Below are 17,717 nucleotides of genomic sequence, written 5' to 3' on the forward strand. Positions count from 1 at the left end.
CATAACGGGCGCATCTGGACAAAGGGACAATGGGCAGTAGCAGCGACGGGACGGTTGGGGCGCAGGACGCGCCGGAAACAGGCAGCACAGCATCTTTGGACGCGCCGACAGCGCGCGGGGGGGCTGAACAGAATGCGGGCCAGAACGCGGGCCAGAGCGTAAGCCAGTCTGGCGGAGGGGGGCGCGGCTTTTTCGGCCGTCTGATCGCCGCCTTTTCCAACAGTGAGGCCGGGGGCGGTGAGCTTTCCGCCGATGGGGCCTCGCAGGCGCTGGCACTTCTGGCCGAGGTCAGGGTCGATGATATTGCAATCCCCAAGGCCGAGATTGTCGCCGTGCCGCTGGATATCGGGCTGACAGATCTGGTGCGGGTGTTTCGGGAACATGGTTTCTCGCGTCTGCCGGTCTATGATGAAAGCCTGGATCACCCGCAGGGGCTGGTGCTGCTGAAAGATGTGGCGCTGCGCTTTGGGTTCGGGGAAGAGGCGCCTTTCGTGCTGAAGGATCTCTTGCGTCCGATCCTTTTCGCGCCGCCCTCGATGCCTGCCGCCGTGCTTTTGCAAAAGATGCAAAAAGAGCGCGCCCATATGGCGCTGGTGATTGACGAATATGGCGGCGTCGACGGGCTTGCCACCTTCGAGGACCTGATCGAGACGGTGATCGGCGAGATCGAGGATGAGCATGACGAGGTCGCGGGGCTTTTGTGGAAAGAAGAGGCCCCGGGCGTGATCCTGGTGCAATCCACCGCCGAGCTGGAAGACCTGGAAACTGCCTTCGGCATCCGTCTGCGCGGCCCGGCCGAGGACGATGAGATCGACACCATTGGCGGCCTTGTGTTCCTGCGCACCGGGCATGTTCCGGTCAAGGGCGAGGTGATCACCCTGGAAAATGGCGCCACGCTTGAGGTGGTTGATGCCGATGTGCGCCGGATCAAATGGCTGCGGCTGCGACTGCCGGGGCTGACAGGCGGGCTGGCTGCTGCGGCGGCAGCTGCGACCAGCGCCAACTGAAAGTAAAAGGTTCCGATCATGCAGCCTGCCCGTAAACGCCTCTTGTCCGGGGGGCTGCGTGATCTGGTGCTTGGCGCGGTAACCGCGCTTGGCCTGTCGCCTTTCGGGCTGTGGCCGCTGGGGCTGGCGGGGCTTTTGCTGATCCTGGCCCGCGTCGGCCAGGCGGCCTCGGGGCGTCAGGCCTTTTTGCGCGGGCTTTTTATCGGCGCGGGCTGGTTTGGCCTTTCGCTGAACTGGATCACCCAGCCCTTCTTCGTTGATCCGCTGATCTATGGCTGGATGGCCCCTTTCGCGCTTTTGCTGATCGCCTTTGGCCTGGGCCTTTTCTGGGCGGTGGCGGCCTGGGGTGCCTATCGGCTGGGCGGATCCGGCCAAAGGGCAGGCGCGATGCGCTTTGCCCTGACGCTTTCCCTGGCCGAGCTGCTGCGCGGCCATATCCTGACCGGCTTCCCCTGGTCCTTGCCCGGCCATATCTGGATCGACACGCCGCTTGCGCAGATGGCGGCGCTGACCGGGGCCTATGGGATGACCGCGCTGACACTGATCGCCCTGGCCGCCCCGCTTTCCTTTGGCCGTCTGCGGGGGGGCGCGGTGGCGGCGGTGATCCTGGCCTGCGCCTCGCTTTGGTCCTGGCACCGCCTTTCGCTGCCAGAGCCCCAGGCCCGCGACTTCAGCCTGCGCATCGTGCAACCCAATATCGCCCAAAGCCTGAAATGGGACGCCGATGAGGCCCGCAGCAACTTTGAGACCCTGCTGCGCCTGACCCGCGATGCGCCGACCGATATGGTGCTCTGGCCTGAAACCGCCGTCCCCTATCTGATCACCGAGGGCGAAAGTGCCGCCCTTGCGATCACCGATGCGGGCGCAGGCAAGCCCGTCGCCACCGGCATTCAGCGCGATCAGGGGCAGGCCGCCTGGAACACGCTTGCGGTGTTCGAGGGCGAGGGCCGCATCAGCCAGAGCTTTGACAAGATCCATCTGGTGCCCTTCGGGGAGTATATGCCGATGGGCGATTTCCTCTATGAGAATTTCGGCATCCGCGCCTTTGCCTCGCAGATCGGGGCCGGCTATTCGCCGGGCATCAGCCGCAATCTGCTGGATTTCGGGCAGGCGGGCGGCAAGGCGCTGCCGCTGATCTGCTATGAGGCGATCTTCCCCGGCGATCTGGTCACGCCCGCGCGGCCTGACTGGATCATCCAGGCCACCAATGATGCCTGGTTCGGCACGCTGACCGGACCCTATCAGCATTTCGGCCAGACCCGTCTGCGGGCGATTGAACAGGGCCTGCCGCTGATCCGTGCCGCCAATACCGGGATCTCGGCGGTAATAGACGCCCGCGGCCATATCGCAACCGATCTGGGCGGCGCACCCGCATATCTGCCGCTGGGGGTTCAGGGGGTGATTGATGCCCGCCTGCCAGGCGCCTTCGCGCCGCCCCCCTATGCGTGGATGCTGGCCCTTGCCGGGGATTGGCCGCTGGCTGCGCTTTTGGTGCTGGCGTTCATCACATCCTGGCTTTTGCGGGCTAAATCGGGGCGCGCGCCCGGCAAAGCTTGATTGTTTGCCCCCCCGGCGCTAAGGCCCATTTCACACAACCGTCACAACGGCTTCCTGGCGTGACGGGGATCATCCAACGGAGCACTTCCCAATGAGCCGCAAGAATTACGTCTTCACCTCCGAATCGGTGTCTGAAGGCCATCCCGACAAAGTATGTGACCGCGTATCCGATGCCGTTCTGGACGCATTCCTGACCGAAGAGGCCAATGCCCGCGTCGCATGCGAAACCTTTGCCACCACGAATTGCGTGGTGGTCGGCGGCGAAGTGGGGCTAAGCGATAAATCCGCGCTGACCACCATGCTGGAGCGCGTCGAGACCATCGTGCGCGATTGTGTCAAAGACATTGGCTATGAACAGGATGAGTTCCACTGGAACACCCTGAAGGTGCAAAACCTGCTGCACGCACAATCGGCGCATATCGCCCAGGGCGTCGACAAGGATGGTGCAGGCGATCAGGGCATCATGTTCGGCTATGCCTGCCGCGAAACGCCCGAGCTGATGCCGGCACCGATCCAGTATAGCCACGCGATCCTGCGGCGTCTGGCCGAGGTGCGCAAATCCGGCGCGGAACCCACTCTGCGCCCGGATGCGAAATCGCAGCTTTCCCTGCGTTATGAGGATGGAAAGCCCGTCGAGGCGACCTCGATCGTGCTTTCGACCCAGCATTCCGACATCAACCAGTCGTCCGCTGACATCCGCGCCATTGTGGAGCCCTATATCCGCGAAGTGCTGCCCTCGGGCTGGATCACCGAAAAGACCGTCTGGCACGTGAACCCCACCGGAACCTTCGTGATCGGCGGCCCTGATGGGGATGCGGGCCTCACCGGGCGCAAGATCATCGTTGATACCTATGGTGGCGCGGCCCCGCATGGCGGCGGCGCGTTTTCCGGCAAAGATCCGACCAAGGTTGACCGCTCGGCCGCCTATGCGGCGCGTTATCTGGCGAAAAACATCGTGGCGGCCGGGCTTGCCGATCGCTGCACGGTTCAGGTCTCTTATGCCATCGGCGTGGCCGAGCCGCAGTCGATCTATGTCGACACCCATGGCACTGGCGTGGTCCCCGACAATGTGATCGAGCTGGCGATCCCGAAAGTGCTGGATCTGACGCCGCGCGGCATCCGCACCCATCTGGGGCTGAACCGCCCGGTCTATGCCCGCACCTCGGCCTATGGCCACTTCGGCCGCGCGCCTGAGGCCGATGGCGGCTTCTCCTGGGAGCGTGACGATCTCGTTTCGGCACTGAAGGCCGCCGTCTGAGGGTGAATTCCCGATGAGAATCACAAAGGGCACCGCTGATCCGGTGCCCTTTTTCAGATCAGCCGCGCTTGACCCAAAGGGGCAGGGCGCTTAGACGCGCCCCGGCGCAAGCGCATTTCGCCCCCCGCATCCACCAGAGGCCCCGCAAATGTCAGACACCAACGCCCCCGAGACCCGCCGCAATTTCTACGGGCGCTCGAAAGGCAAGACGCTCAGGGCCAGTCAGAAAGACTATCTCGCGCATGATCTGGAGGTTTTGCGCCTGAAAGGCGTCACCCGGGATGAAAACCCGACCCGTCAGCCGCTGGATCTGAGCCAGTTTCAGGGCCGCCCTCTTTGGCTTGAGGTGGGCTTTGGCGGTGGCGAGCATCTGGTGCATATGGCGGCGCTGAACCCGCAGATCCATCTGATCGGCTGCGAGCCTTTCGTGAACGGGGTTGCCATGCTGCTGGGCAAGATCCGCGCGGCCGGGGTGACCAATCTGTCGATCCATCCCGGCGATGTGCGCGATCTCTTTGACGTGCTGCCCGAGGCGGTGATCGAAAAAACCTTCCTCAACTATCCCGATCCATGGCCAAAGGCGCGCCATCATCGCCGCCGATTTGTCACCCAGGGCTATCTGCAGGCCCTGCACCGCGTGACCCGCCCGGGCAGCGAGTTCCGCATCGCAACCGATATCCCCGACTACGTCCGCCAGGCGCATGAAGAGGTGCCGGTTGCAGGCTTTGCGCTGGAGCATGAGGCAGGCGAGGGCGGTGCCTGGTCTGACTGGATTTCGACCCGCTATGAGCAGAAAGCCTTTCGGGAGGGGCGCTTCCCGCATTACCTGACCTTCCGCCGCAGTTGACCGCGATGTTCCCCGCAGCCCTCGTCGCCGCCCTGATCGGATTTGGCTCCAGCATCGCCATCGTGCTTTCGGCGGCGGCTGCAGTCGGGGCCAGCCCGGCGCAGACCACCAGCTGGATTCTGATGCTATGCATGGCCAAGGCGGCGGGCTCGGCCTATTTGTCCTGGCGTCACCGGGTGCCGGTGGTGCTGGCCTGGTCAACGCCCGGGGCCGCGCTGATCGCCGCCAGTTCCGGCGTTAACATGGCCGAGGCGGCGGGGGCCTTTATCCTTGCAGGGCTTCTGGTTGCGCTGACGGCGGTGCTGAAGCCGCTCGCACGGCTGATCCGGGCAATCCCGGATGGAATCGCAGGGGCGATGCTGGCCGGGGTCTTGCTGCCGTTCTGCATGGCCGGGGCAAAATCGGCAGCGGCCAGCCCGGAACTTGTGCTGCCAATGGTGCTGGTCTTTGCGCTGGTCCGCCTGTTCAACGCGCCGCTGGCAGTGCTGGCCGCGCTGGCCACGGGAATTGTGGCGGCGACGCTGAGCGGCGCGGCCGAATGGCACAGTATCACAGTCAGCCTGCCAGTGCCGGTTTTCGTAGCCCCCGCGTTTTCGCCTGGCGTGATGATCGGCCTCGCCGTGCCGCTTTATCTGGTGAATATGGCCTCACAAAATCTGCCGGGTTTTGCGACGATGCGGGCCGCAGGATATGAACCACCCGTCCAGAATGCCCTGGCGGTGACGGGCGGTATTTCGATGCTGGCGGGGCTGTTTGGCGCCCATAGCACGACAATGGCGGCGATTACGGCGGCGATCTGCATGGGGCCGGATGTGGATCCGGACGCAGCACGCCGCTGGCGGGTGGGCCTTGTCTATGCTGTGATCTGGGTTTTCCTTGGCCTGATGAGCCCCGTGATCCTGGGGCTGCTGGCGATGCTGCCTGCGGCTGTCATGGCGGGGCTGGTGGCTCTGGCGCTGCTGTCGCCGCTGACCGGCGCGCTGACAACGGCCTGTGCCGCGCCCGATCAGCGTTTTGCGGCCATTCTGACGGTTGCGGTCAGCGCATCAGGTATGGCTGCCTTCGGTATTGGGGCCGCATTTTGGGGACTGCTGGCCGGTATTGTTTTTTACGGGCTGGAAAGACTTCACAAGGCCCGCCAGAGGTAGCGCCGATTTCTTTCAAGAAATCGGCCCGGAATTTTCGAAAATTCCGGGCTTACCGCATCGTGCCACATTGAGTTCAGAAAGGGATTTCGGCGTCAGACTCGGCCAGGGTGACAAATCCGGCTTTCACGTGTTTCACGCCAGCCTTGTCGAAGATGACCTCAAACGTATCTGCCTCGATATCCAGAATTCGGCCATAGCCGAATTTCTGATTGAACACGCGATCACCAACCGAAAACCCGGCCAGCGCCTCGGTATCAAGCGTCAAAGATCGTTTTGGGGCCACTGATTTGGGGGAGGCGCTGCTTTGCAGCCGACGCCAGCCGGGCGAGTTATAGACATCCGCCTTTGTCGCCCGTGTCTCGATGTCAGAGCCGAATCCGCCCATTGCCGCGCCATAGCCGCCGCCCATCAGACCGGGCGGCGTGAGGATTTCGACATGCTGGACGGGCAGTTCGTCGATATAGCGCGATGGTGCCTGCGATTGCCACTGGCCATAAACCCGGCGGTTTGAGGCGAATGAGATATAGCAAAGCTCTTCAGCGCGGGTGATGCCGACATAGGCGAGGCGGCGCTCTTCCTCAATGCCTTTCAGCCCGGATTCGTCGATGCTGCGCTGGCTGGGGAAAAGCCCCTCCTCCCAGCCGGGCAGGAACACCACCGGAAATTCCAGCCCCTTGGCGGCATGCAGCGTCATGATTGAGACTTTTTCAGCCGCATCGGCGCTGTCATTCTCCATCACCAGCGCCACATGCTCCAAAAAACCCTGCAGGCTGTCGAATTGCTCCAGCGCTTTGACCAGTTCTTTCAGGTTGTCCAGCCGGCCCTCGGCATCGGGGTTTTTGTCTTTCTCGGCGTTTTGCCACATCGAGACATAGCCCGATTCCTCCAGGATCCGCTCGGCGAGGCGCACATGGCCGGTGACAGTGGCGGGCGGGGTCTCTGGCAAAAGCGGCTCGATCACCTGATCCGACACATCAGGGCGAACCCCCAGCACATCCTGGTGCCAGCCGTCGATCGCCGTCACAAACTGGCGCAGCTGGCCCGCGCCCTTGCCGCCGATCCCGCCTGTGGCCACCAGGCTGCGGGCGCCCTCATGCTGGCTCATGCCGATGCGCCGCGCCTCGGCGCGGATCGAGGCGGTTGCCTTGTCGCCAAGCCCGCGTTTGGGCAGGTTCACCACCCGCTCGAAGGCCAGATCATCCTCGGGCGAGACCGCGAGGCGGAAATAGGCCATCGCATCGCGGATCTCCTGGCGCTCGTAAAAGCGCGGGCCGCCGATCACGCGGTAGGGCAGGCCGATGGTCAGGAAACGGTCCTCAAAGGCGCGCATCTGGTGGCTGGCGCGAACCAGAATAGCCTGTGCGTTCAGCCCTACCGGCGCATGGCCACGGGTGCCGCGCTGCAGCGCCTCGACCTCTTCGCCGATGCCGCGGGCCTCTTCTTCACCGTCCCAATAGCCGGTCAGGCGCACCTTTTCGCCGTCCTCGACCTCGGTCCAGAGGGTCTTGCCAAGGCGGTTCGCATTGCCCTGGATCACCCCCGAGGCCGCCCCCAGAATATGCGGGGTCGAGCGGTAATTCTGTTCCAGCCGGATCACTTTGGCACCGGGGAAATCCTTCTCGAACTTCAGGATATTGCCGACCTCGGCGCCCCTCCAGCCATAGATCGACTGATCGTCATCGCCCACGCAGCAGATGTTCTGATGCGCCTGCGCCAGCAGCCGCAGCCAGAGATACTGGCAGACATTGGTATCCTGATACTCATCAACCAGAATATAGCGGAACCTGCGCTGATACTCGGCCAGCACATCCGGATGGGCGCGAAACAGCGTCACGCAATGCAGCAGCAGATCGCCGAAATCACAGGCGTTCAGGGCGCGCAGCCGCTCCTGGTATTGGGCGTAGAGCTCGGTGCCGCGATTGGCAAAGGCCCCCGCCTCGGAGGAGGGCACCTTGTCCGGCGTCCAGGCGCGGTTCTTCCAGGCGTCGATCAGCCCGGCCAGCATCCGCGGCGGCCAACGTTTTTCATCAAGCCCGGCGGCCTGGATCTGCTGTTTCAAAAGCCGCAGCTGATCATCGGTGTCGAGGATGGTAAAGCTGGATTTCAGGCCGACCAGCTCTGCATGGCGGCGCAGGATCTTGACGCTGAGCGAGTGGAACGTGCCCATCCAGGGCATCCCCTCGGCATGCTGCATCATGCGCGTGACGCGCTCTTTCATCTCGCGGGCGGCTTTATTGGTGAATGTGACCGCGAGGATCCCGCCGCCATGCGCCCGGCCCTCGGCCATCAGATGCACGATCCGGGCCGTCAGCGCCCGCGTCTTGCCGGTGCCGGCCCCGGCAAGCATCAGGACCGGGCCGTCCAGCGTCAGCACCGCCTCAAGCTGAGAGGCGTTCAGCCCGTCGAGATAGGGTTTCGGACGCGCCGCAAGAGCACGCTGCGAAAGCGGCACGGGCGCGGCTGCTGCTGCCTCGAAGGCGTCGTTTTCATCCCAAGGATCCATAGCGGGGAATCTAGCGCGGTGTTTCCTGATGTTCAAGGAATGTTCTGGAAAGATTTGAGGGTGTCCCTGGGCTGATTTTGCGGAACAGGTTCTGGGCCGACAGCGGAGCACGACGGCTGAGCTGCAGGCGAAAGGTCAGGCTGATCCACGATTCCGGATGAGCCACCCCGATCATTCAGCTCGATGTGAGCGAAAAGTCCGGAAGCGGTCCGCACGGCAATCCGGGATGCGCACCGGCGCGTCTCCCTTCTTCCCACACAGGCACCCGGGGCGGCTGAAGAGACCCGGGAAGCGCTGCATTACCACATACGCCGCGCCGGTCTCGACTACCTCGTGCCCACCAGCAACAAGCCCACCGTCAATGCCGGAACCGTCCACAATTGGGGGCAGCCGTAAGGACAGCGAGGGGGCCTCTTCTTCTTTTACGGTAAAGCCATGCCCCCGCAGTTCATCCGCGCCGCGCCGCGCCGCAGCAAAGGCATTGGCAATCAAGCCGGGAATGATGAACAGCAGCCCCGGCAGCACAGCAAGAATCCCAGCCCACCACGGCCAGCCCATCACTTCGACAGCCCCGAAATAGCTGCCGATGCTCATCGGAAGCATGAGCCGCAGGAACAAGGCGAGCGCCAGGCCGCGTTCTTCGACGAGCGCGAGCTGCACATTGACGGTGTCGCGGTTCATCTCACAGGCGTCGGCCAGGAAGGCCTGTGTCGGAAAGCACCCGTGTTCCAGGTTGTGGTAGTCAGCCAGCACCAGCAGAACGATCTTTGCCGATGGCTTCAGGCCGTGCTGATCGAAGGCCCAGTTTGTTGCGCGATGACTCATGCCGCAACCCCAGGCACAGCCACCTTGGAGCGCGCGCGGGAAACGGGCTGAGAACGCGCTCCGCAGCGCTGTACGGGAATCTTACGAGCGTTCCCCGAAAACAGCTGCACGATCCTGCAAAGTGCAAAATCTGCTGCGGCGATCAATCCTATAAGTATTTGATACTTTGGGTATAAATGGTGCTGTGAGAGAGGATTGAACTCTCGACCTCTCCCTTACCAAGGGAGTGCTCTACCACTGAGCTACCACAGCATACCTGCTTTTTTCATTTGTCCCTGCCTGTTTACAGGCGCTGAACAAACGGTTCAAAAGCAATTAACTAACGCCAAAACTGGTCAGGATCTTTTCCCGCATCCGCGGGGATTTTCACCCGGCGACCAGTCTGTCGCTTCGTTGGGCGGGAGATACCCAGAAACTTTCCGGGCTGCAAGCCCCTTTTCTCAAATCCATGCAACATCTTGCAGTGACCTATAGACCGTGCCCCAGGGACAGGGTAATTCATGCCCCTATGGAACAGGCGCCAGACAGTAAAAACGCCGCAAAGGCGGCGCGTAGCGTGGGGAAATCCCGCGATGACAGGCTGAAGGCCGCGCTTAAGGCCAATATGGCAAGGCGCAAACTTCAGGCAAAAGGGCGGGCTGCCGAAGAGCGTGAGGCACCCGGGGCAGAGCAGGGCACCTCTGGCAGGGCGGCAGACGATACCGATGCGGGGCCGTTCTGAAGCGTGATGGCCCTGCAGGGCACTGGCCTGAACGGCGCAGGGCTGAGCGAAATCAGGGCATTCTTTCGCCCCTGGCGGTGATCGGGCTTTCGGCTGCGGTAAATCTGCGGCATGGGATTCGCGGCATAGAAATATGGCGCAGGCATAACAGAGAAAAGGTGTAGGTGGCGGGCATGGATTCGATTCTGGTCAAGGGCAACGGGCCGCTTAACGGGGTGATTCCCATCGCAGGTGCGAAAAATGCCTGTCTGACGCTGATGCCGGCGACGCTTTTGTCGGAAGAGCCGCTGACGCTGACCAATGCGCCGCGCCTCTCGGATATCCGCACCATGACCAGCCTCCTGCAATCGCTGGGGGTTGAGGTCTCGGCGCTGCAGGATGGCAAGGTCATCACCATGTCCTCGCATGGCACGCTGAACCCGACCGCCGATTATGATATCGTGCGCAAGATGCGGGCCTCGAACCTGGTGCTGGGCCCGCTGCTGGCGCGGCTTGGCCATGCGGTCGTCTCGCTGCCGGGGGGCTGCGCGATCGGGGCGCGGCCGATGGATATCCATATCGACGCGCTCAGCGCTCTGGGCGCCGATATCGAGCTGCGTGACGGCTATCTGCATGCCAAAACGCAGGGCGGGCTGAAGGGTGCGGTGCATGAGATGCGCTTTGCCTCTGTGGGCGCGACCGAGAATTTCGTGATGGCGGCGACGCTGGCCAAGGGCACCTCGGTCCTGAAAAACGCCGCACGTGAGCCGGAAATCGTCGATCTGGTGCATTGTCTGCGCCGCATGGGCGCGCAGATCTCGGGCGAGGGCACCTCGACCATCGAAATCCAGGGCGTTTCTGCGCTGAAAGGGGCCACCCATCCGGTGGTGACTGATCGGATTGAGCTGGGCACCTATATGCTGGCCCCCGCGATCTGCGGCGGCGAGGTGGAATGCCTTGGCGGGCGGATCGACCTGCTGGCGGCCTTTTGTGAGAAACTCGACGCGGCGGGTATTTCCGTCACTGAGACCGAAAAGGGCCTGAAAGTTGCGCGCAAGAATGGCCGCGTGAAGGCCGTTGATGTGGTGACCGAGCCTTTCCCCGGCTTCCCGACCGATCTGCAGGCGCAGATGATGGCGCTTTTGTGCACCGCCGAGGGCACCAGCGTGTTGGAAGAGAAGATCTTCGAGAATCGCTTCATGCATGCGCCGGAACTGATGCGGATGGGCGCGAAGATTGAGGTCCACGGCGGTCATGCCACCGTGCATGGCGTTGAGAAACTGCGCGGCGCGCCGGTGATGGCGACCGATCTGCGGGCTTCTGTCTCGCTGATTCTGGCAGGCCTCGCGGCTGAGGGTGAAACCGTGGTCAGCCGCGTCTATCACCTTGATCGCGGTTATGAGCGGGTCGAGGAAAAGCTTTTGGCCTGCGGTGCGCATATCGAGCGCATCAGCGGCAGCTGATGGGGGGGCAAATATGGCCGATGCACGTTTTGAGGATGGTGATGAGGGGCCGCTGAACCTGCTGGGCCAGTCGCCCGAGGATCTGACGGTCATGGCCAGCCTGCTTCAGGATGCGGTCCTGCCCGCATCCGAGATGAAATATGACCGCAAGCGCCGCCGTTTCGCGGCGCTGGTGAACCGCTTTCGCTGGGAAGATGCCCAGGCGGCCGAACGTGCGGGCCGCCCGTTCGAGCGGGTGCGCAGCCTTTTGACCGTCGACGACGTGCTGGAAGTGCGCAGCCAGGGGATCACGCCCGGCGACGCCGATCAGGTGCTGTCGCTGCTGGATCTGACCTGGATCGCGGGCGAGGATGGCACCGGACGGCTGCAGCTGATCCTTGCAGGCGACGGGGTGATTGAGCTGGCGGTTGAGGTCATGGACATCACCCTGCGCGATGTGACGAAACCCTATCTCGCGCCCTCACGCAAAAAGCCCGACCATGGCGATGGGGCAGGGGCCTGATCCCCAGGGGCACCGGGCCGCATCATCTCGCGGTTACTGCGCCAGAGCACTGAAACAGCGCACTGAAACTGGCCCCTGAAACAGGGCACTGAGTATGAAAAGGGGCGCCCGTGAAAGGCGCCCCTTTTCATATTCGGCCTTTGCCTGAAGGCAGGCCCAGGTGCTTATTTCTCGGGTATCAGGCCCTTTGGCGCGAAGCGCAGCACCAGCAGCAGGATCAGCCCCAGCGTCAGCAGCCGCATATGCGCCGCCGATTCCGCCAGCTGCGTCTTCAGCTGCCCCGCAGGCAGGCCCGAGGTCAGCCAGCCCATCAGCTGCGGCCCGAGGAACTCGACCGCCAGGTAAAGCCAGCCGATCAGGATGCCGCCCAGGATCGCGCCCTTGTTGTTGCCAGAGCCGCCGACGATCACCATCACCCAGATCAGGAAGGTGAACCGCAGGGGCATATAGCTGGTGGGCGTCAGCTGACCATCCAGCGAGGTCATCATCGCGCCCGCCAGCCCCACCACCGCCGAGCCGATCACGAAGATCTGCAGATGGCGATATTTGACGTTTTTGCCCATCGCGCCGGCGGCGATCTCATTGTCGCGGATAGCGCGGGTCATGCGGCCCCAGGGGCTGTTCAGCGCCCGGTCGCAGAGCCACAAAAGCACCAGCAGCACCAGGATGAAGAGGGCAGAGTAAAGCAGTTTGACCACAATCGCCGAGGCCGTGACCGGGCTTGCGCTGAGCACATTGATCCACTCATTGAAAGTGGGGCTGCCCTGCAGCTCCAGCTCGTAAGGAACAGGCCAGGGGCGGGGCAGGTCGATCAGGTTCTTCACACCCCGCGCCAGCCAGTCCTCATTTCTGAGCATCGCAATGATGATCTCGCCGATCCCCAGCGTGGCGATGGCCAGGTAATCCTCACGCAGGCCAAGCGCCACCTTGCCGATCACCCAGGCCGCACCTGCCGCCAGCAGCGCTCCCACCGGCCAGGCCCAGAGCGAGTTCAGCCCAAGCCCGCCGATATGGCCCGCTTTGGCGGAATCATTGGCCTCGACCGCCGCCACAGCCGGATCAAGGAAGGCGCGATAGATGAAGAAGGCGACCAGCAGGAAGATGATGGTGGCCAGGCTGCGATTGGTGCCTTTGGGCAGTTTTTTCTGCATCCAGACGGCCAGCGCGATGGCAATGGCGCCAAACACGAGGGCGCTGAAGATCTGCAGCGTGCCCGCCTCCCATGCGCCCGCAACGGGCTTGCCGGAAACCAGCACCACCGCCAGACCGCCAAGCGCCACCGAGCCGACGATCCCCGCCGAGAACAGCCCCGCCCAACCCCATTGGATATTCACCCCGATGGCCATGATCGCCGACAAAAGCGCAAGGTTCAGGATATTCAGCGACAGGTTCCAGCTTTGGAACACCCCGGTCAGCACGAACAAAAGCGCGACAGCCGCAAAAAGAAGTAGGTTGCGCATTATTTGCCCCCCATGATGCCATTGGGTTTGACCAGCAGCACGATGATCAGGATCACGAAGCTGACCGCCACTTTGTAATCGGTCGAAAGCGCCTGGTAGAGGCCCTCACCCAGCCAGCCCTCGGGCGTCAGATAGCCAAGGATCTTGCTCCAGGCATTGGTGACCAGGATCTCGGAAAAGGCGATGACAAAGCCGCCGATGATCGCGCCGATGGGCGAGCCAAGGCCGCCGACAATCGCGCTGGCAAAGATCGGCAGCAGCATGCCGAAATAAACAAAGACGCGGTAGTTCTTGTCCAGGCCGTAAAGCGTGCCGGCAATCGTCGCCAGGGCCGCGGCGATGATCCAGGTTACCATCACCACCCGGTCGGGGTTGATGCCCGAAAGCAGCGCCAGATCCTCATTGTCCGAAAATGCCCGCATGGATTTGCCGGTGCGGGTGCGGTTCAGGAACCAAAACAGCGCCGCCACACAGATCACCGCAACCACCACCGTCACCGCCTGCGAGGTGCGGATGCCCAGCGGTTCGGCCAGGCCCGTGGCGGTGCGGAAGGCGGCAGGCGCCAGCAGAAACCGCTCGCCATCGGCGAATTGCACCTCACGCGTGCCAAGGATCATCCGCACAAGGCCGTTCATCACGAACATCACCCCAATCGAGGCGATCATCAGGATGATCGGCTTCGCCTTCTGGCGGCGGTAAAAGCGGTAGACCAGCCGATCCGTGCCCAGCACCATCACCGAGGTGGCGGCAATCGCCAGCGGCAGCGCCAGCAGGGCGGTGGGCAACGGCCCGGCGCTGATCCCCCAGGACTGCAGCATCCAGGTGAAAAGGATCGCCATAACGGTGCCAAAGGCCATGGTATCGCCATGCGCGAAGTTCGAGAACCGCAGCACGGCGAAAACCAGCGAGACACCAAGCGCCCCAAGCGCCAGCTGGCTGCCATAGGTCAGCCCCGGCACCAGCACGAAATTGGCAAAAGCCACGAGGGCGTTGAGAATATCCATCGGTTACCTCGTCAGGATCTGGGACGTCAGCCGAGGCTGGGTGGTGTCATTTTGCGCGATCCGGTTCATGCTGCCCCCGCTTTGCAAGAGCCGCCCGAGACGGTTGCCTCTGCAATCGTCTCGCCGCTGCGCTGCAGCTCATGGGTCGATTCGGCAAAGTTTCCATGCCGATCAAGGGTCAGGAACGAATAGTAGATCAGCGTGACGGTCTCGGCGGGCGTGCTGATATAGTGATCACTGGCCGGGTCAGAGCGGACCAGCTGATACTCTGTCACAAAGCCCGACTCATTGGTCAGGCTGAGTTTGCCATCGCCCAGGTGGCGCAGGATGACGACCGGATCGGGCTCGGGGTCATAGCATTCAGACCGCGTGCCGCATTGGTGGTTTTCAAGCCGACAATGCAGCACCTCAGCGGCCGATGCGGTCGCGCAAAGGGCGGTCAGCAGCAGCGCAAGGCCAGCGGGGCGCAGGGCTGTCATCTCTCAGCCCCCCAGGAAGGACTTGCGGACCTCGGGGTCTGCCAGCAGCGCCGCGCCAGTGTCGGTATAGCGATTGGTCCCCTGGACCAGCACAAAGCCCTTATCGGCGATCTCCAGCGCCTGGCGGGCGTTTTGTTCGACCATCAGGATCGAGATCCCGGTGCGGGCGATCTCGATGATGCGGTCGAACAGCTCGTCCATCACGATGGGCGAGACGCCTGCGGTCGGCTCGTCCAGCATCAGAACCTTGGGGCGCGTCATCAGCGCCCGGCCCACCGCCACCTGCTGGCGCTGGCCGCCGGACAGCTCGCCGGCCGCCTGATTGCGCTTTTCCTTCAGGATCGGGAAAAGGTCATAGATCTGGGCGATGGTGTCCTGGATCGCCTCATCCTTGCGGATGAAAGCGCCCATCTCCAGGTTTTCCTCAACCGTCATGGTGGTGAAGATGTTATGGGTCTGCGGCACAAAGCCCATGCCTTTGCGCACCCGCGCCTGGGGGCTGAGTTTGGTGATATCCTCACCCTCCAGCCGCACCTGGCCCGAGCGCAGGGGCAGCATGCCGAAAACCGCCTTCATCGCGGTGGATTTCCCGGCGCCATTCGGGCCGACGATCACCGCGATCTCGCCTTTTTCCACCGCAAGCGTGCAGGAGTGCAGAATATCGACCGCGCCATAGCCGCCGGTCATGTTCTCGCCGATCAGAAAAGGATGCGCCATTACGCCTCCCCAGGGGTAAAGATGTTGAAACAGGGCTTGGCTGCGGGGCGGGGGCAGGGGCCGCGCCTCATGCTTCGGCCTTCAGCTTGTTCTTCAGGCCGCGGCCCAGATAGGCCTCGATCACCCGCTCATCTGCGCGGACCTCGGCGGCACTGCCTTCGGCGAGAACCTTGCCCTCTGCCATGACGATCACCGGATCGCAAAAGCGGCCGATGAAATCCATGTCATGCTCGATCACGCAGAAGGTATAGCCGCGCTCGCGGTTCAGCCGCACAATCGCATCGCCGATGGTGTTCAGCAGCGTGCGGTTCACACCTGCGCCGACCTCATCCAGAAAGACGATCTTGGCATCGACCATCATGGTGCGGCCCAGCTCGACCAGCTTTTTCTGCCCGCCCGAGATCTGACTGGCCTTATTGTCGGCGATATGGCTGATGGTCAGAAATTCCAGCACCTCATCGGCCTTTGCCCGCAGACGCTCTTCCTCTTCGCGGATTTTCCCACGTGAGAAGAGGGCGTTCCACAGATGCTCGCCATGTTGCTGGGCGGGCACCATCATCAGGTTCTCACGCACCGTCATCGAGCCGAATTCATGCGCGATCTGGAACGTGCGCAGCAGGCCCTTGTGGAACAGCTCATGCGGGGGCAGCCCGGTGACATCCTCGCCATCCATGAAAACCTTGCCAGAGGTCGGCGGCAGCCGCCCGGCGATCACGTTGAAAAGCGTGGATTTTCCGGCACCATTCGGCCCGATCAACCCGGTGATCGAGCCCTTGCGGATCTCAAGGCTGGCGCCATCGACGGCATGAAAACCGCCAAAATGCCGGTGAAGGTTCTCAACCCGGATCATGTTCTTCCCCTGACAGCCCCCGTTATTCTTACCGTCAGATGCGGCCGGGTGGCTTTGTAATTTTTAAACTTTGTATTTTCGCAGGCCCGCGCGGATGCACGGGCCTGGATCAATTGTCAAGCATTCGCCGGGCAAATTCCAGCGACGGCCGGGTGCGGGGCGGTCATTGTGGCCGCCTCGCCGCAGGAATTAACGGTATTTCACCGTTTCCCACACGCCATCCTTGATTTCATATTCGCGGTAACGCCCGGTCACATCGCCATTTTCCAGGAAGGTGACGCCGGTTGCGCCCTCATAGTTGATCGCTTTGCCTGCTGCGATCAGCTCAAGCGCCTTGCCCAGCTCGCCGGGGTTGATCACCTCGCCCGAGCCATCTGCCGGACCATTGGCGACTTCCATGATCTTGTCTTTGTAGACTTTCGGATCGGTCGATCCGGCGGCCTGCATCGCAAGGATCACGATGGCGGTTGCGTCATAGGAATTGGGCGCAAAGTTGGTCGAGCCATCGAACGAGGGGTCATAGGCCTTGGCCATATCCAGATAGGTCTGATAGCCCGCCGCATCCGACGAGGGGTGCTGACCGTAAGAGCCTTCCAGCGGCGCACCGATGGTCTGGGTCAGGCTTTCGCCGAACATGCCGCCCGGCAGGCCAAAGACGGTAAAGGCGCCGGTGTCGACGGTGGCCTGGATGATGCCCTTGCCGCCCTGGTCAACATAGCCCGCGACGACCAGCACATCGCCGCCCGCTGCCGCCAGTGCCGCGACCTCGGCCGAGTAATCGGCTTTGCCGTCGTCATGGCTTGCGTTGATGGTGACCTTGATGCCCTTGGCTTCGGCCGCAGCCGCAATCGCATCGGCCTGGCCCTTGCCGTAATCCGAGTTGGAATAGGAAATCGCGATCGACTTCACGCCACGCTCGGCCAGGACATCGGCCATGATGACGCCTTCACGCGCATCCGAGGGCACGGTGCGGTAGAACAGGCCCTCATCGGGATCGTCCGAGAGCGCCGGCGAGGTGGCCGAGGGCGAGATCAGCACAAGCCCATTGGGGATTGCGACCGAGGACAGCACCGCGCGGGTCACGCCCGAGCAGTCTGCGCCGATGATGGCTTTCACGCCAGCCGAGGTGACCAGACGCTCGGCAGCCGAGGTGGCGGCAGAGGCGTCGATACAGGTGCTGTCGGCGCGCTCGGCGCTGAACACCCAGCCATTGGCGGCCTTGCCAGAGTCGTTGACCTCTTTGATGGCCATTTCTGCGGCCAGCGCCATATTCGGTGCAATGGTTTCAATCGGGCCGGTGAAGCCCAGCAGCACACCCAGTTTCACATCTTCGGCCGAGGCCGATCCGGCCGCGAGCGCGCAGGCAGCAGTGGCCAGCAGAAACTTTTTCATTCTAT

General features: G+C 62.8%; 16 protein-coding genes, 1 tRNA gene and 1 riboswitch. Of the genes, 8 read left to right on the top strand and 9 right to left on the bottom strand.

The genetic code is table 11. The features are described from left to right. Positions 1–29 precede the first annotated feature (29 nt). The 5 genes from HOY34_RS14705 (at position 30) to HOY34_RS14725 (ending at position 5,817) form a co-directional block, all read left to right on the top strand. Positions 30–1,007 (top strand): transporter associated domain-containing protein, encoded by a 978-nt coding sequence (locus tag HOY34_RS14705; RefSeq protein WP_172364163.1) that lies wholly within the window; start codon positions 30–32, stop codon positions 1,005–1,007. Between the two features lie 18 nt (positions 1,008–1,025). Continuing rightward, positions 1,026–2,564 (top strand): apolipoprotein N-acyltransferase, encoded by a 1,539-nt coding sequence (gene lnt / locus HOY34_RS14710; RefSeq protein WP_172364165.1) that lies wholly within the window; start codon positions 1,026–1,028, stop codon positions 2,562–2,564. A gap of 35 nt (positions 2,565–2,599) precedes the next feature. Next, a riboswitch (SAM-SAH riboswitch) is annotated at positions 2,600–2,648 on the top strand. Positions 2,649–2,655: 7 nt separating this feature from the next. Beyond that, positions 2,656–3,822 carry a methionine adenosyltransferase gene (gene metK, locus HOY34_RS14715; RefSeq protein ID WP_172364167.1) on the top strand — a complete coding sequence of 389 codons (1,167 nt, stop codon included), beginning with the start codon at positions 2,656–2,658 and terminating at the stop codon, positions 3,820–3,822. A gap of 148 nt (positions 3,823–3,970) precedes the next feature. Then, on the top strand, positions 3,971–4,669 hold the full coding sequence (gene trmB, locus HOY34_RS14720; protein WP_172364169.1) for a tRNA (guanine(46)-N(7))-methyltransferase TrmB: 699 nt from the start codon (positions 3,971–3,973) through the stop codon (positions 4,667–4,669). A 5-nt stretch (positions 4,670–4,674) separates the two neighbouring features. Beyond that, positions 4,675–5,817: a benzoate/H(+) symporter BenE family transporter gene (locus HOY34_RS14725; RefSeq protein ID WP_172364171.1), complete on the top strand. Its 1,143-nt coding sequence runs from the start codon at positions 4,675–4,677 to the stop codon at positions 5,815–5,817. A 73-nt stretch (positions 5,818–5,890) separates the two neighbouring features. Here HOY34_RS14725 and HOY34_RS14730 read toward each other — a convergent pair whose 3' ends face one another. The 3 genes from HOY34_RS14730 to HOY34_RS14740 form a co-directional block, all read right to left on the bottom strand. Next, a complete protein-coding gene (locus HOY34_RS14730) occupies positions 5,891–8,320 on the bottom strand; it encodes an ATP-dependent helicase (protein WP_172364173.1) in 2,430 nt (809 codons plus the stop codon). A 171-nt stretch (positions 8,321–8,491) separates the two neighbouring features. Next, positions 8,492–9,145 carry a helix-turn-helix domain-containing protein gene (locus tag HOY34_RS14735; RefSeq protein WP_172364175.1) on the bottom strand — a complete coding sequence of 218 codons (654 nt, stop codon included), beginning with the start codon at positions 9,143–9,145 and terminating at the stop codon, positions 8,492–8,494. A gap of 177 nt (positions 9,146–9,322) precedes the next feature. Beyond that, positions 9,323–9,397 (bottom strand) — tRNA-Thr (locus HOY34_RS14740). 256 nt (positions 9,398–9,653) lie between these two features. Between HOY34_RS14740 and HOY34_RS14745 the strand changes: the two genes are divergently transcribed. The 3 genes from HOY34_RS14745 to HOY34_RS14755 all read left to right on the top strand — a co-directional run bounded on the left by HOY34_RS14745 (position 9,654) and on the right by HOY34_RS14755 (position 11,810). Then, positions 9,654–9,866, top strand: a complete 213-nt coding sequence (locus tag HOY34_RS14745; RefSeq protein ID WP_172364177.1) for a hypothetical protein — start codon at positions 9,654–9,656, stop codon at positions 9,864–9,866. A 173-nt stretch (positions 9,867–10,039) separates the two neighbouring features. Beyond that, positions 10,040–11,308, top strand: coding sequence for a UDP-N-acetylglucosamine 1-carboxyvinyltransferase (gene murA / locus HOY34_RS14750; protein WP_172364179.1), 1,269 nt, complete (start codon positions 10,040–10,042; stop codon positions 11,306–11,308). A 13-nt stretch (positions 11,309–11,321) separates the two neighbouring features. Continuing rightward, complete coding sequence (locus HOY34_RS14755; protein WP_172364181.1) at positions 11,322–11,810, top strand: DUF2948 family protein; 489 nt, start codon at positions 11,322–11,324, stop codon at positions 11,808–11,810. Positions 11,811–11,974: 164 nt separating this feature from the next. Here the strand turns inward: HOY34_RS14755 and HOY34_RS14760 are convergent, their stop codons facing one another. From HOY34_RS14760 to HOY34_RS14785, 6 genes are all read right to left on the bottom strand, one after another. Beyond that, on the bottom strand, positions 11,975–13,273 hold the full coding sequence (locus HOY34_RS14760) for a branched-chain amino acid ABC transporter permease (protein ID WP_172364305.1): 1,299 nt from the start codon (positions 13,271–13,273) through the stop codon (positions 11,975–11,977). Beyond that, positions 13,270–14,274: a branched-chain amino acid ABC transporter permease gene (locus HOY34_RS14765; protein WP_172364183.1), complete on the bottom strand. Its 1,005-nt coding sequence runs from the start codon at positions 14,272–14,274 to the stop codon at positions 13,270–13,272. Before HOY34_RS14765 ends, HOY34_RS14760 begins: the two co-directional genes overlap by 4 nt. A 65-nt stretch (positions 14,275–14,339) precedes the next feature. After that, the gene (locus tag HOY34_RS14770) at positions 14,340–14,753 is read right to left on the bottom strand and encodes a hypothetical protein (protein ID WP_172364185.1); all 414 of its coding nucleotides are present in this window, start codon (positions 14,751–14,753) and stop codon (positions 14,340–14,342) included. Between the two features lie 3 nt (positions 14,754–14,756). Beyond that, a complete protein-coding gene (locus HOY34_RS14775) occupies positions 14,757–15,470 on the bottom strand; it encodes an ABC transporter ATP-binding protein (RefSeq protein WP_172364187.1) in 714 nt (237 codons plus the stop codon). 67 nt (positions 15,471–15,537) lie between these two features. Beyond that, on the bottom strand, positions 15,538–16,320 hold the full coding sequence (locus tag HOY34_RS14780; RefSeq protein ID WP_172364189.1) for an ABC transporter ATP-binding protein: 783 nt from the start codon (positions 16,318–16,320) through the stop codon (positions 15,538–15,540). Between the two features lie 189 nt (positions 16,321–16,509). Beyond that, positions 16,510–17,712 carry an ABC transporter substrate-binding protein gene (locus HOY34_RS14785; protein ID WP_172364191.1) on the bottom strand — a complete coding sequence of 401 codons (1,203 nt, stop codon included), beginning with the start codon at positions 17,710–17,712 and terminating at the stop codon, positions 16,510–16,512. Between the last annotated feature and the right edge of the window lie 5 nt (positions 17,713–17,717).

Source organism: Pseudogemmobacter hezensis, from assembly GCF_013155295.1.
GTDB lineage: Bacteria > Pseudomonadota > Alphaproteobacteria > Rhodobacterales > Rhodobacteraceae > Pseudogemmobacter > Pseudogemmobacter hezensis.

What these genes read in the sequence shown, in the direction of transcription:
- metK (WP_172364167.1), top strand. Translation starts at nt 2,656, where the DNA reads ATGAGCCGCAAGAATTACGTCTTCACCTCCGAATCGGTGTCTGAAGGC.
- HOY34_RS14765 (WP_172364183.1), bottom strand. Translation starts at nt 14,274, where the DNA reads ATGGATATTCTCAACGCCCTCGTGGCTTTTGCCAATTTCGTGCTGGTG.
- HOY34_RS14725 (WP_172364171.1), top strand. Translation starts at nt 4,675, where the DNA reads ATGTTCCCCGCAGCCCTCGTCGCCGCCCTGATCGGATTTGGCTCCAGC.
- HOY34_RS14785 (WP_172364191.1), bottom strand. Translation starts at nt 17,712, where the DNA reads ATGAAAAAGTTTCTGCTGGCCACTGCTGCCTGCGCGCTCGCGGCCGGA.
- murA (WP_172364179.1), top strand. Translation starts at nt 10,040, where the DNA reads ATGGATTCGATTCTGGTCAAGGGCAACGGGCCGCTTAACGGGGTGATT.
- HOY34_RS14705 (WP_172364163.1), top strand. Translation starts at nt 30, where the DNA reads ATGGGCAGTAGCAGCGACGGGACGGTTGGGGCGCAGGACGCGCCGGAA.
- HOY34_RS14730 (WP_172364173.1), bottom strand. Translation starts at nt 8,320, where the DNA reads ATGGATCCTTGGGATGAAAACGACGCCTTCGAGGCAGCAGCAGCCGCG.
- lnt (WP_172364165.1), top strand. Translation starts at nt 1,026, where the DNA reads ATGCAGCCTGCCCGTAAACGCCTCTTGTCCGGGGGGCTGCGTGATCTG.
- HOY34_RS14775 (WP_172364187.1), bottom strand. Translation starts at nt 15,470, where the DNA reads ATGGCGCATCCTTTTCTGATCGGCGAGAACATGACCGGCGGCTATGGC.
- HOY34_RS14755 (WP_172364181.1), top strand. Translation starts at nt 11,322, where the DNA reads ATGGCCGATGCACGTTTTGAGGATGGTGATGAGGGGCCGCTGAACCTG.
- HOY34_RS14770 (WP_172364185.1), bottom strand. Translation starts at nt 14,753, where the DNA reads ATGACAGCCCTGCGCCCCGCTGGCCTTGCGCTGCTGCTGACCGCCCTT.
- HOY34_RS14735 (WP_172364175.1), bottom strand. Translation starts at nt 9,145, where the DNA reads ATGAGTCATCGCGCAACAAACTGGGCCTTCGATCAGCACGGCCTGAAG.
- HOY34_RS14780 (WP_172364189.1), bottom strand. Translation starts at nt 16,320, where the DNA reads ATGATCCGGGTTGAGAACCTTCACCGGCATTTTGGCGGTTTTCATGCC.
- trmB (WP_172364169.1), top strand. Translation starts at nt 3,971, where the DNA reads ATGTCAGACACCAACGCCCCCGAGACCCGCCGCAATTTCTACGGGCGC.
- HOY34_RS14745 (WP_172364177.1), top strand. Translation starts at nt 9,654, where the DNA reads ATGGAACAGGCGCCAGACAGTAAAAACGCCGCAAAGGCGGCGCGTAGC.